This is a genomic window from Streptomyces coeruleorubidus (genome assembly GCF_008705135.1).
GTDB lineage: Bacteria > Actinomycetota > Actinomycetes > Streptomycetales > Streptomycetaceae > Streptomyces > Streptomyces coeruleofuscus.
The window spans coordinates 182,605-195,160 of the sequence record NZ_CP023694.1 but is presented as its reverse complement, the minus strand read 5'-3'; the positions used below and the strand labels follow the sequence as shown (position 1 = coordinate 195,160).

At 71.7% G+C, this 12,556-nt stretch carries 14 protein-coding genes and 2 pseudogenes; 9 read left to right on the top strand and 7 right to left on the bottom strand.

Annotation, left to right across the window (positions count from 1 at the left end):
- Window positions 1-228: 228 nt before the first annotated feature.
- Entirely contained in the window at window positions 229-1,323 is a 1,095-nt protein-coding gene (locus CP976_RS00990; RefSeq protein ID WP_150478547.1) for a baeRF3 domain-containing protein, read from the bottom strand.
- 301 nt (window positions 1,324-1,624) lie between these two features.
- Here CP976_RS00990 and CP976_RS00985 point away from each other — a divergent pair.
- A pseudogene (locus CP976_RS00985) lies at window positions 1,625-1,901 on the top strand (asparagine synthase (glutamine-hydrolyzing)); the annotation flags it as partial.
- Window positions 1,902-1,926: 25 nt separating this feature from the next.
- On the opposite strand, the gene CP976_RS00980 reads toward CP976_RS00985, so the two are convergent.
- A complete protein-coding gene (locus CP976_RS00980) occupies window positions 1,927-3,498 on the bottom strand; it encodes an alpha/beta hydrolase (RefSeq protein WP_150478546.1) in 1,572 nt (523 codons plus the stop codon).
- 275 nt (window positions 3,499-3,773) lie between these two features.
- On the opposite strand from CP976_RS00980, the gene CP976_RS00975 reads away from it, so the two are divergent.
- Window positions 3,774-4,436, top strand: a complete 663-nt coding sequence (locus CP976_RS00975; RefSeq protein WP_150478545.1) for a chaplin — start codon at window positions 3,774-3,776, stop codon at window positions 4,434-4,436.
- A 491-nt stretch (window positions 4,437-4,927) separates the two neighbouring features.
- Window positions 4,928-5,269, top strand: a pseudogene (locus tag CP976_RS43465) (ABC transporter ATP-binding protein); the annotation flags it as partial.
- A 36-nt stretch (window positions 5,270-5,305) separates the two neighbouring features.
- On the opposite strand, the gene CP976_RS00965 reads toward CP976_RS43465, so the two are convergent.
- The 3 genes from CP976_RS00965 to CP976_RS00955 form a co-directional block, all read right to left on the bottom strand.
- Entirely contained in the window at window positions 5,306-6,040 is a 735-nt protein-coding gene (locus CP976_RS00965) for a class I SAM-dependent methyltransferase (RefSeq protein ID WP_150478544.1), read from the bottom strand.
- Between the two features lie 6 nt (window positions 6,041-6,046).
- Window positions 6,047-6,481: a hypothetical protein gene (locus tag CP976_RS43215; protein WP_190147070.1), complete on the bottom strand. Its 435-nt coding sequence runs from the start codon at window positions 6,479-6,481 to the stop codon at window positions 6,047-6,049.
- Between the two features lie 178 nt (window positions 6,482-6,659).
- Window positions 6,660-7,145 carry a nucleoside deaminase gene (locus CP976_RS00955; RefSeq protein ID WP_150478543.1) on the bottom strand — a complete coding sequence of 162 codons (486 nt, stop codon included), beginning with the start codon at window positions 7,143-7,145 and terminating at the stop codon, window positions 6,660-6,662.
- Between the two features lie 125 nt (window positions 7,146-7,270).
- Here CP976_RS00955 and CP976_RS00950 point away from each other — a divergent pair, with 125 nt between their 5' ends.
- A complete protein-coding gene (locus CP976_RS00950; RefSeq protein ID WP_150485159.1) occupies window positions 7,271-8,047 on the top strand; it encodes a GNAT family N-acetyltransferase in 777 nt (258 codons plus the stop codon).
- Window positions 8,048-8,107: 60 nt separating this feature from the next.
- On the top strand, window positions 8,108-9,031 hold the full coding sequence (locus tag CP976_RS00945) for an NAD-dependent epimerase/dehydratase family protein (RefSeq protein WP_150478542.1): 924 nt from the start codon (window positions 8,108-8,110) through the stop codon (window positions 9,029-9,031).
- Between the two features lie 128 nt (window positions 9,032-9,159).
- On the opposite strand, the gene CP976_RS00940 is transcribed toward CP976_RS00945, so the two are convergent.
- Window positions 9,160-9,423 (bottom strand): GlsB/YeaQ/YmgE family stress response membrane protein, encoded by a 264-nt coding sequence (locus CP976_RS00940; RefSeq protein ID WP_086848919.1) that lies wholly within the window; start codon window positions 9,421-9,423, stop codon window positions 9,160-9,162.
- Window positions 9,424-9,549: 126 nt separating this feature from the next.
- Window positions 9,550-9,990, bottom strand: coding sequence for an SPW repeat protein (locus CP976_RS00935; protein ID WP_150478541.1), 441 nt, complete (start codon window positions 9,988-9,990; stop codon window positions 9,550-9,552).
- A gap of 226 nt (window positions 9,991-10,216) precedes the next feature.
- On the opposite strand from CP976_RS00935, the gene CP976_RS42735 reads away from it, so the two are divergent.
- The 4 genes from CP976_RS42735 (at window position 10,217) to CP976_RS00925 (ending at window position 12,542) form a co-directional block, all read left to right on the top strand.
- Complete coding sequence (locus CP976_RS42735; RefSeq protein ID WP_167537249.1) at window positions 10,217-10,393, top strand: hypothetical protein; 177 nt, start codon at window positions 10,217-10,219, stop codon at window positions 10,391-10,393.
- A 105-nt stretch (window positions 10,394-10,498) separates the two neighbouring features.
- A complete protein-coding gene (locus CP976_RS44600) occupies window positions 10,499-10,582 on the top strand; it encodes a putative leader peptide (RefSeq protein WP_356032329.1) in 84 nt (27 codons plus the stop codon).
- A 190-nt stretch (window positions 10,583-10,772) separates the two neighbouring features.
- Window positions 10,773-11,327 carry an NADPH-dependent FMN reductase gene (gene ssuE / locus CP976_RS00930; RefSeq protein WP_150478540.1) on the top strand — a complete coding sequence of 185 codons (555 nt, stop codon included), beginning with the start codon at window positions 10,773-10,775 and terminating at the stop codon, window positions 11,325-11,327.
- Window positions 11,328-11,378: 51 nt separating this feature from the next.
- Window positions 11,379-12,542: an LLM class flavin-dependent oxidoreductase gene (locus CP976_RS00925; protein ID WP_150478539.1), complete on the top strand. Its 1,164-nt coding sequence runs from the start codon at window positions 11,379-11,381 to the stop codon at window positions 12,540-12,542.
- Window positions 12,543-12,556 lie beyond the last annotated feature (14 nt).

Here is a 12,556-nt window from a genome sequence, read left to right as displayed (position 1 = left end):
GGACCGTTACGACTGTTGCACAGCCCGCGACGCCCTGTAAGGGATTCGGCAACACACGATACGGTGGTGCTTCTGGCATATGCCACAGTCTCACGGAGTTACTCCGAGGTAGGTGCGGAGCATGCTCTCCTGAGGCTCAAGTCGTAGATTACACAGGGGGTTTGATGACCCGTCGGTAAAGCGGCGCCCGGTTGACGCGGGTGTTCGACGACCGCGTGTTCGATGGTTTCAGTACCGCAGAACGCCGGCGATACCGTCCGCCTCGCCGAGTGCGCCGTCCGGTACGAAGCGGACGTCGGCTCCGGTCTCCAGACACTGTTCGACGATTTCGTCCACGATGTCCTCGCGGCCCTCGAGGTCGCCGCTCTCGGCGAGGATCAGATGGTCCCCGGCGTCGCGGACCGTCACCCGGTAGTTCTCCTCGACGGCCAGCAGCCGGACGCGGCCGTCCCGGGCGCTCTGCCACAGCTCGTCGACACCGGCAGCGAACTCCCGTCGCCCGCGGGCCGTTTCGAGGGCGCGGGTCACGGCTTCCGTCTTCCTGCGGGCCTCCTCCTCGATCACCGGCCGGATGGCCTGCCACACGGACTCGGGTGTCCCGTGCGCGAGTCCGCCGTGCGGGACGTGTACCGCCCCCTTGGTGGCGCTGCCGACCTCGTCCAGCAGGGCGAGGGCGGCGGGCGGGCCGGTGACGTACAGCGGTCGCGGGTGCTCCCGCAGGACGGTGCTCATCGCGGTGTCGGTCTCGCGCAGGAACTGGCGGGTGCGCTCCTCCCGGAAGGCGCTCGGCAGGTCGCCGATCCGCTCCTGCCGTTCCGGGTCGAAGTTCTCCACGCGGCGGGTCAGCGGGAAGCCGTCGGCGCGTTGCTCGGCGACGCGGTCGACACCGCCGTTCCACAGGGTCGCGCGGTCGGCGGCGAGCGACAGCACCCAGAACGGCCGCTCCGCCGTCTGGGCGGAGACGAGGTTGCGGGTGAGGAAGGTGTCGGAGAGCACCACGCGTTCGGGTACGGACCGGGCGAGTGACCAGACCTGGTGCTCGCCGGAAGCGGCGAAGATCGCCAGGCCGTCCTCGGCGTGGGTCAGATCGACCTCTGACAGGGCCTGGTCGAGGTGCCGCACGACCTCGGCCCGTCGCTCGCGGCTGATCGCCGGATCGGCCTCCAGCTGCCGCTTGGCCTCGGTCACCGCGTTGCGCAGCCGGACCTGGTCCTGGGTCTTGTGGGGATCGCGCCGGTGGGTCGGCGTCAGCACGGAGACCGCGGGGTAGGGGCGCGGGCGCCGCAGCTCGGCAAGGGTCGCGGGACTCATAACGTGCTCCATGACAGAACGATAGAACCGATTCCCCATTGGGGCATTTGGGGCAACCGTCCCACCGGTTCGGGTGGGCGGGGATCAGGCCGCGCCGTCTCGGAAGCCGGCGAGGTTTTGCCGCTGGCCGATTTCCTGCGGAGCCCGCCCCGGCAGGGAGCGGATCCCTGCTCGAAATATAGATGGCCATGACAACTGATGTGCGGGGGGTATGCGTATGTGGGCGTCACCGGCTGGGTCTCCTTCGACCGTGACCTGAGTGCCGAGCAGCGACCTTGGACGCTTTGGCCGAGACGTGGCCTGCCGCGGCCCGGTCCGGGTGCCGTTCTGCGACCACCGGCTCGTCGAGTACAGACAGGGTCAAGAGCCCCTACCCGTCCACGTACGCGGTTGCCCTCCGTAACTAGGCCAAGGACCTCCTGGCACGGCCGGACCACCCGGTCTTCGACCTCGTCGACCCCGAACGGCTCCGGCAGGCTGCGCACCGCGACACGCCCGTGAGCAGCCAGGCCGCGCGCCGGGGCCTGGAGCGGGCCCTCGACCTGGCGATGTGGCTGGACCTCTACGCACCCGAGGTCTCCCTCGGCTGACCACGGGGCCCGTGCCCACACCGGCTCACTCGGAGTCGTGGTCGGAGCCGCAGGAACTGCCGTCCGGCGGGAGAGTGCCGTACAGCAGGAACGCGTCGACCTTGCGGTGGACGCACTTGGAGGAGCCGTAGCCGGTGTGGCCCTCGCCCCGGTTGTCGAGCACCACGGCCGACGACCCGATCCGCTCGGCCGTCTCCACCGTCCAGCGGTACGGCGTGGCCGGGTCGCCCCGGGTGCCGACGAGCAGCATCCTCGGGGTGTCGAGGTCCTTGACCTCGTCACGGATGAAGTCGGTGCCCTTGGGGCGGCCGTAGCACATCAGCACCTGGGTGAGCCGGTACCGGCCGAAGACCGGTGACGCCCGCTCGTACCGGGCGCGCAGCCGGCCGAGGTCCCTGCGAACCTGCTCGGCGGAGGGGCGGTCGGGATCGTCCGCGCAATTGATCGCCATCAGCGCCGCCGACGGGTTGTCCAGGGGTACGTCCTCGGGGTCGACGAGCCCGCCGTGGGCCGCCCGCCACGGGGGGCGGCCGACACCCCCGGACGCGAAGGCCTCCAGACGGCTGGTGTCGCCGTCCTCGAGCAGTTGCGCGACGGCCCGCTGGAGCGAGGGCCACAGCTCCCTGCTGTACAGGCCCTGCGCGAGCGCGCCCACGAAGTCCTGGCCCGAGAACGCCTCGCCGAAGTCGGTCGGCACCGGGTCCTTGTCGAGCGACTCGACCACCTGGACGACGTGTTTCCTGGCCTCCCGCGGATTCTGCCCGAACGGGCAGGCGATGTCCTCCGTGCACCAGGCGAGGAAGTTGTCCAGCGCGGTCTGCTGCCCCCGGGCGCCCGCCACACCCTGCTCGGCCAGCGGCTCGGTGAGTGTGTCGACGCCGTCCAGCACCATCCTGCCGACCTTGTCGGGGAACCGGGCCGCGTACACCGCGCCGAGCCTGCTGCCGTAGGAGAAGCCCAGGTAGTTGAGCTTGCCGTCGCCGAGCGCGTCGCGCATGACGTCCAGGTCGCGGGCGACGTTCACCGTGCCGATGTGAGGCAGGACAGGACCCGAGTGCTCGATGCACTCGGCCGCCGCGTCGCGCAGCTTTTCGAGCACGGCCTGCGGATCGGCCACGGCGGCGTCGTCGTTCGTCGGGTCCAGTGGGTCCTCCGAGGCGTTGCCGCAGCTCACCGGCGAGGAGCGGCCGACGCCCCGGGGGTCGAAGCCGACCACGTCGTAGCCGTTCGTCAGGCCCATGAAGTCCTTGCCGGCCATCGCGAGTTGGCCCACGCCCTGACCGCCCGGGCCGCCGAAGTTCAGCAGCAGCGAGCCCCGCGACTTGCCCGTGGCCCGGTAGCGGGCCACGGCCAGATCGAGGGTCGCCTTTCCGGGTTCGGCGTAGTCCAGGGGGACGGTGACCTTGCCGCACTGGAGGCCTTTCGGCATGTCCTCGCCCTCGCACGCCGACCACTTGACCTTCTGGTCGTAGAAGCGCCCCAGGCCGGGCCCGGGGCCGTCCGCGGCCGGCAGCCCCGCACCCAGCAGGGCCAGCCCGGCCGCACAGGGGATCGCGCAGCGCCTCACCGAGGGGCGCGTGGACAGCTTGGCCAGCATCGATGCCTCCAGGGGGGCGCCCAGCAGCGGACCGGGGACCGGCGCCCTCGATCACCATATGCGGGCACCGGAAGCCGCGCCTCCGGACGAGCGGGCGGGGGCGGAGTGCCCTATCCTGCGCGGCCGGGTCGCGTATACGAAGGGCTTTACCGCTAGTTCGACAACCGGGCCGCTCGATGGAGTGAAAGGCGGATAAGCCATAACTCGGACCGGCCGTCCGCGTTCTATCTCGTGCGGGTGAGTGCCCGCGACGATGTCTGGAAGGCAGGGAACCTATGAAACGGGTTACCCAAAACGGAGTGATCGCCGTCGCCGCCGCCTCTGGCGCGATGGCCCTGACCGTCCCCGCGTACGCCGGCTCCGGGGCGGACGGCTCGGCGTCCGGTTCACCCGGGGTGGTCTCCGGCAACACCGTCCAGCTGCCGGTGCACGTTCCGGTGAACGTGTGCGGGAACACCGTGAACGTGGTGGGGCTCCTCAATCCCGCCGCGGGCAACAGCTGCGCGAACAAGGACGACGGGCGGACCGGCCGGCCCGGCAGGACCGGCGGCGCGGTTGCGGAAGGCAGCGGAAAGGATTCACCGGGCGTGGTCTCCGGCAACGGCGTGCAACTGCCCGTCGACCTGCCGGTCAACGTCACCGGCAACACCGTGAACGTGGTCGGCATCGGCAACCCGTCGACCGGCAACGAGTCCTCGAACACCCCGGGCGACCGTCCGGTCCGTCCTCACCACCCACCGGAGCCGGCCTCGAAGCCGCCCACCCCACCCCGGCCTCACCCCGCCCCCGAACCGGCCCCGCACGCCGCCCCCCGTGCCACCGGCGCCTTGGCCCACACAGGCACGGATCACACCCTCCAGGCCGTCGCGGCGAGCGCGGCGCTGGTGGCCGGGGGAGTCGTCCTGCGCCGACGGTTCCGCCCGGGGGCGGACGACTGAGGGGCGACCCCCACGAGAGGCGGCCACGGCCGGGGCACCGACGGTCCTGCGGGCCGGGGCTCGACGGTCTTGCCGCCGGACTTCCGCAGGGCTCCGCCGCCGAGGTCCTGCTCCCGAGTGTCGAGGGGCGGAGCCCTCGCGGTCCCACTTGACGGACACGCCACGACGTCCGGGCCGCCGCTGGTGCAGCGGAGCCTTCGTGTCCCACCGGGCGTCCCACACGTGCCGCGGCTCCCACGCCTGGAAGCGCGTCGTCCCTCCGGCGGTCGCGCCGGACGGCGACGCCGGTGGTGGCGCGGTCGGGCGGGTCATCAACCCGGTGCCCCTCAGAGGTGCCGGACCGCGAGGACGTGGGCGGCGCACCGGGTCCGCGCCCGGGCAGCCGCCGTGGGCGCCAGAGCATCGGCCCGCTCGGCGCGCGGCCATGGTCGACGGCGACACCCCGCCCGGCCGGCCCGCAGGCTGCGGCCGCCGCAGGCCCCAGTGGGGTCCGCCGGCTGACCGGACATGTCCTGGGCATCGGCCCGCGGGCCGCCGACCGCTTCGGCTCGGGTGACCTCGTCGCGCGCCTGGTCGGCAACGCCGCCGAGGCGGGGACCACTCCGGCGGCCCGTGCGGCGCTGCTCGCCGCCCTCGCCGGTCCTCTCGAGGGTGTGGTCGCGCTCGGCCTGATCGGCTGGCGGCTCGTGGCCGTCTTCCTCGCCGGGGCGCCCGTTCTGACGTTCGTGCTGCGTGCCGTGGCCCGTGACACCACTCAGAGCGCGACGCGTTACCAGCGGGTTCAGGGCCGGATCGCTGCCGCGCCGGCCGAGGCCGTCGAGGGTTTCCGCACCGCCGGGTGGCCGTCGGTGCGGCCCGGACCGGTGTCGTCAGACTGCCTCCGCCACCCCCGTCAGCAGCACCATCCCGGAGTCGCCGTAGTCCGGCAGGGTCGGGTCCGTGTCGATGTGGGTCACGTCCAGGTCGCGCGTCAGGGGGGTGAAGACCTCGGTCACGGTTGCCGGGCCGACCGGGCAACCGGGCCAGCGGGAGGCCGGGCCGATGCGGTGTGTCGGCATGTTCTCCATGAACGCGGCGACCAGGTGGCCGCCCGGCTCGACGGCGCGGACGAAGGTGCGGCAGAAGTCGGCGAACTCGGCGAAGTCCTCCGTCGCGCCCTCGGCGACGAAGTGCATGGAGGCGAGTTCGTACGAGCCGGGGGGCAGGGACCGGACGTCGGCGTGGACGACGTTCACATGCGCCAGCGCCCCGGCCAGGGTCGCCGGTACGTCCGGGTTGAGCCGCCGGCACAGCGCGTGGAAGGGGAGCCAGCTCGCGTCGAGGCGGTGACAGATCTGGTCCTGGAGATAGGCGACGTTGCTCGCGCCCGCCTCCACGGCGTCGATCCTGCGGCTCGCGCCGGACGCGAGGATCAGCGGGTAGAGGTTGGGACCCGCGCCGAACTCCACCGAGCGGGCGATGGCGCCGGGCGGGAAGCGGCGGTAGAACGCGCTGTGGTGCGCGATGACCGCCGCGTCCGAGGGGTGCACCTCGCGGTAGTTCTCGCGCAGGTAGTCGGCGACCGGCCAGCGGTCCCAGTCCACGTCGTCGTTGTGCGTCGTCATGGCCGTCTAGCCCTTCAGCCGCAGCGGGAAACGCTCGGACAGCCGGGTCAGGGTCCCGTTCAGGCGGGCGATGCCGTCGTCGGAGTTGAGCGCCGTGAGCTGGATGCGGAAGCCCACCCGGTCACGGGGCGCGAGCGGATAGGCGGCGACCAGCAGGACACCCGGGACGGTCCCGGGTGGACGGTCGGGCTGGGTCATGGGGCAGACCAGGACGGTGGGCAGGCCGTCCAGTGCGGTGGCGAGGCCGGGGTCGAGGGCGGCCGGGCTCGCCAGGCGGGTGCCGCGGGCGTGGAGACGGATGCCGATCAGCACGGCGACGACGCCGGAGAGTCCGATGGCTGCGCACAAGGCCGGAGCCGACGCCTGGACGGTCATGCAGACGATGGTGGCAACCGTGACGAAGGCGATGTGGGCGGCCATCAGCCGACGTGCTGACAGCAAGGACATGCGCCTCCCCCCGTCGGGGAGACCGAGGCGTAGGCCTGGTCTGTTGAATTCGATCGTAAGTTCGCCCACAGCGCCCTGCATCTCGGGCGGCCGGCCCCTGCATCTCGGGCGGCCCGCCCCGCGGTCCCGGTGGCGGAAGCCTGCCGGGCAGGCCGGGGCCGGCCGGGATGCCTCAGCCGCGTCCCCGATGGAACCGCACGTGCAACGCCCTCACCCGCTCCGTCAGTTCGGGCACGGGGCCGTCCACGACTACGCCCGGTGCGACTTCACGGACGGGGAGTGTCCGCACCGGCGGCGCGGGAACTCCCAGCTCACTCAGCCAGGACGCCAGTTGCTCGGACGAGGCGACGTAGACGATGCGTCCCAGACCGACCCAGGCGTGCGCGGCGGCGCACATCGGGCAGTGCTCGCCGGAGGTGTACACCGTGGCCGCCGCCCGCTCGCCGGGCGTGAGACGGGCCGCCGACCAGCGCGCCAGTTCGAACTCGGGGTGCCGCGTGCGATCGCCCGAGGCCACCCGGTTGTGGTCCTCGCCGAGGACCGTGCCGTCCCCGCCGACCAGGACGGAACCGAACGGCTCGTCCCCGGCCTCGAGCGCCTCGGCCGCGAGCTCCACGCAGCGGCGGAGGTACGGCAGTTCCGTGTCCTTCACGACCATGGTGCCGGGGTCCTCTCTGGCGACGACGTGATCGACAGGACTGTACGGCCGCCGGGGCGTACGGCCGCACCGAAAAACGCGTTGCCCGGCCGCCAGGCGCCTGCTGAGGTGTGCCCATGGCTCATATGGATCACACCGCGCTGCTCGCCCTGTTCGACCGTGAGCTGCGCGAGGGGGCGCGGCCCGACGGCCCCGGCGTCCGCGTCGAACGGACCGGCGGCGTGGTGCGCCGGGTCGCCACCGAGCAGGGCTGGAACGGCGTCGTGTGGTCCGCCCTCGACGAGGCTGCGGCGGACGCGGCGATCGCCGAGCAGATCGCCCACTACACCGGGCTCGGCGCCGAATTCGAGTGGAAGCTGTACGGGCACGACCGGCCGGCGGATCTCGGGCAGCGGCTGCGTGCGGCCGGGTTCAGGGCCGAACCCGAGGAGACGCTGATGATCGGCGAGATCGGCGAACTGGTTCTCGACGCCGAACCGCCGCCGGGCGTCCGTCTGGAGCCGGTCACCGGCCCGACCGGCGTGGACCTCGTGGCCGACGTCCACGAGAAGGCGTTCGGCACGGACAGCTCCCGGCTGCGCGACCAGCTCCTCGCCCACCTATCGGCCGACCCGGACACCGTCGTCGCCGTCGTGGCGATGGCCGGCGACGAGCCGGTCAGCGCGGCCCGCATGGAACTGGTGCCCGGCACGCGGTTCGCCGGCCTGTGGGGCGGCGGCACCGTCGAGAGCTGGCGGGGTCGCGGTATCTACCGCGCCCTGGTGGCCCACCGCGCCCACGTCGCTGCGGCACGCGGCTACCGCTATCTCCAGGTCGACGCCTCCAGCCAGAGCCGCCCCATCCTGGAACGCCTGGGCTTCACGCCGCTGACCACGACGACGCCGTACATGTACACGCCGTAGCCGGCCGCCCGCTCCCCGCCCGGATGTCACATCCACGCCCGCCCGATCCGTCGCATGGTCATGACGACGATCCAGAAGAACCAGAGCATCCTCCTCGCCGGCGCGAGCGGCGTCCTCGGCCGGCACGTCACCCGCGCCCTGACCGAGGCCGGCCACAAGGTCACCGGACTCGGCAGGAGCCCCGGCAACGGCATCCGCGCCGACCTCATGGACCGCGACACGCTGCTGCGCGCCGTCGACGGACACCACTTCGACACCGTGATCCATGCCGCGACCGCGCTGCGCAAGCCCCCCATGCGCGACCGGGACATGTTCGCCACCGACGCGCTGCGCACGGAGGGCACGGCCCACCTCCTCGAAGCCGCCCGGGTCACCGGTGCCCGCCGCTTCGTCGTGGAGTCCATGGTCTTCGGCTACGGCTACGGGGATCACGGTGACCGCCCGGTCACCGAAGACGACCCCTTCGGCCCGCGCGGCAGGACGCCGCACCTGGAGCGGCACATCGCGGCCATGCGGACCAAGGAGCGGCTCGCCTTCGAGACCGAGGCGCTGGAGGGCATCGCGCTCCGCTTCGGCCTGTTCTACGGCCCCGGCGGCACCGACGCCCTGCTGCCCCTGCTGCGCAGGCGGCAACTGCCCGTGCCCGCCGACCGCGGCCGGGTGCTGCCGTGGGTGGAACTCACCGACGCGGCCCGCGCGGTGGTCGCCGCCGTGGAACGGGGCAGGCCCGGGCAGGCGTACAACATCGCCGACCGCACCCCGCTCGGCCTTCGCGCCCATGTCGAGAGCGTGGCCGGGGTGTTCGGGCTACCGAAGCCGCTGACCGTACCGCTGTGGCTGGTGAAACCCATGTCGTACATGCACACGGTGATGTCGTCGCGGCTGGTGGTGTCCTGCGCCAAGGCGGAACGCGAGCTGGGCTGGACGCCGCTGTACCCGTCCAGCCGCGAGGGGCTCGCCGCGATGCGGTCGGCGGGCCGCTGATGCCGGCGGGCACACGGGTCCGGCGTGCCGGGCCGCCAGGTCACGGCACGCCGGGTGCCAGGTGCCTTTCTCGTGTCACGTACGTGCTGTCGCTGTCGCTGTCGTGACGCCGTCGCCGGCATACGCGGTCAGCGGCGTGCCTTCGAGCGGTCCAGTGCGGCCACGCCGAGCGCGGCCAGGCCGATCTGGATGAGCCACTCGACCCAGTCGACGCCGTTGGTGTCGGCGACGTCGAACGCGGCGGCGATCGCGGAGCCGACCAACGCGGCGATGATGCCGACGAGGATCGTCCACAGGATTCCGATCCGCTGACGGCCCGGGACCACGAGCCGGCCCAGGACGCCGATGACGATGCCGATCACGATGGCACTGATGATGCCGTCGATCTCCATCTCCGCCCCTTCTCCTCAGGACCCCGCTGTAGTGCTTGTGCCCTTGGCCGGCCGGGACACTCCGCTGCGGACATGGAGCGGCCGGTCCGGGGCGCGGACCGGCCTTCGGCATCGTTTCCGCTGGGTCTAGGACCTCGAGGAGGCCTTCGCCGCCGTGCCGGCGCACACCAACCCCAGGATCACGGCCAGTGCACCGATGATGATGTTGTTCCACACGACGCCGGCGTCCGGGCTCTCGCCGACGACCCACGGCGAAATGATCATCCACACCCCGAGTGCGCACATGGCCCAGCTCAGGCCGTACATACGCTCCGGAGCGCGAGTGAACCCGAGCGCCAGGAGGCCGATCGCGATGCCCATGATCAGGTTGTGTGTCACGAGCGGCGGCTGGCTGGTCGTGTAGTGGACTATCCACGGGGAGGCCGCGCAGTACAGACCGAGCAGGAACACCGGTCCGTCCACGAGCGCCACATCGCGACCGCCGAGCACGCGGGCGTACCGATCCCGCATCTCGGAGGCATCAGGGTGGCTGGTGATGTCACCTCTGGTGGGCGAGACGTTGGCCATGATTCGTCTCCTTCGTCTTGCAGGGCGACCGCGTCTGGTGGGGTGTGCGGTAAGCGCCGCGTATGTTCATTCTGCGCTTACTTTTCCTTTATGTGTAGAGGTTGGTGGAGGCGCGAACTTCTACCGGGCGGTACATGTCCAGGCGGATCGGGGGCAACCGGATGTGTACGACAGTGACCGATCGACGTCGCCGGGCGGCGGCGCGGGACAGGGGAGGGCAGCGGACGTGTCTGCGGCCATCGGCGCGAAGGTGTTGGAGCGGTTCCCGGCGGGAGCTCCGCGCGGATCATGGCCGGCGGAGGAGTACGCGGCGCGCCGCCGCGCCGAGGGCGAGCCGGCCACCGTCGTGATGGACCTGGAGTCGGACGCCTTCCTCGTAGTGGTCCCGTCGGACGACGACTGAATTCCAGGGTCCTGAAATCCAAGGTCCCGAAATCCAGGGTCCGGGATACGAGACGAGCCGCGATCTCCTTGACGGCCGTCGTCTTCCACTGCCACGATCCATGGCATGACCATGCGACTGGACCTCACGCGGCGACGCCATGTCGACCTCGCGCGCGTCTCCAGCGCTTCCTGTTGCGCCGCAGCCTGAGTCTCCCGGCTCGCCGCTTCTCCTCACCGCCGTAATCGCCGTCGGCTGATCAACGTCGCGCCGACGGCACGTCATCCGCGGTGCCTTTTCCTCACGCCTGAATTCCGCACTCAGTCACGCCCGTTGAATGCGGCGTCCCTGAATTCGGCGTTCCCACGCGCAGTCGCGCCCTCTCCCGGAAAGAGACCCCATGGCCACCGTCCTGTCCGTCTCCGGCAGCCCCTCCGCATCCTCCCGCACCGGCCGACTTCTGCGTCACCTGGACGAGCGGCTGTCCGCGCAGGGCCATGACGTGATCCCCCTCGACGTCCGCGCCATCCCCGCCGAGGCGCTGCTGGGCGCGGACTTCCGGCACCCCGCGATCGTCGAGGCCACAGACCTGTTCGCACGTGCCGACGGCGTCGTCGTCGGCACCCCCGTCTACAAGGCCTCCTACTCCGGTGTCCTCAAGGCACTGCTGGACCTGCTCCCGCAGTACGCACTCACCGGCAAGACCGTGCTGCCGCTGGCCACCGGCGGCAGCATCGCCCATGTCCTCGCCATCGACTACGCCCTGCGCCCGGTGCTCACCTCCATGGGCGCGGCCCACATAGTGCAGGGCTGGTTCACCCTCGACAAGGACATCACCGTGCACGACGACGGATTCCTGTCCGTCGCGCCGGCCGCCACCGAGGCGCTCGCCCAGGTCGTCGACCAGTTCTCCGCGGCGCTCGACCGCACCCCGCTCCTGGCCGTGGCGGGCTGACACCCGCCGGCCGCCGCGCCGACGAACGTTCCACATCGATCGGAGATCCCCGTGTCCCTCACCTTCCACTGGTTCCTGCCCACCAACGGCGACAGCCGCCATGTCGTCGGCGGCGGCCACGGCACCCCGGCCACCGCATCCGGCCGGGACCGGCCGCCGACGGTCGCCTACCTGAGCCAGATCGCCCGCGCCGCCGAGGAGGTGGGCTTCGCCGGGGCCCTCACACCCACCGGCGCCTGGTGCGAGGACGCGTGGCTCACCACGGCGATGGTCAGCCAGCACACCGAACGCCTGAAGTTCCTCGTAGCCTTCCGGCCCGGACTGATCTCGCCCACCCTGGCCGCGCAGATGGCTTCCACCTTCCAGCGGCAGACCGGCGGACGGCTGCTGCTCAACGTCGTCACCGGCGGCGAGAACCAGGAACAACGCGCCTTCGGCGACTTCCTGGACAAGGACAGCCGGTACCGCAGGACCGGTGAATTCCTGCATGTAGTAAGGGAGTTGTGGCGGGGCCGGTCCGTCGACCTGGACGGTGAGCACCTCCAGGTGCAGGGCGCGAAACTCTCCCGCGTGCCCGACCCCGTTCCCCAGGTGTACTTCGGCGGCTCCTCGCCCATCGCCGGTGAGATCGCCGCCCGGCACGCCGACGTCTATCTCACCTGGGGTGAGCCGCCCGCCCAGGTCGCCGAGAAGCTCGACCGGATCCGTTCGCTGGCCGCCGCCGAGGGTCGCACCCTCCGTTTCGGCATCCGGCTGCACGTCATCACCCGCGACACCGCCGAGCAGGCCTGGGCAGAGGCGAACCGGCTGCTGGACGGATTCGACCCGGAGACCGTGGCGTCGGTGCAGGCCGGGCTAGCCCGCAGCGAGTCCGAGGGCCAGCGGCGCATGCTCGCCCTGCACGGCGGCGGCAGCCGCGAGCGCCTGGAGATCCACCCCAACCTGTGGGCCGGCATCGGCCTGGTGCGCGGCGGCGCGGGCACTGCCCTGGTCGGCAGCCACGACGAGGTCGCGGAGCGGATCAAGGAGTACCAGGCCCTCGGTATCGACGAGTTCATCCTCTCCGGCTACCCCCACCTGGAGGAGGCGTACTGGTTCGGCGAGGGCGTGCTCCCGCGCCTCGCCGCGCAAGGGCTGTGGCGGCACCCCGCGGACAAGGACGCCGCGCCCACCGCACCCACCGAACCCGCCGTGCTCGCACCCTTCGCCAGCTAGGACCTCGGCCTCCC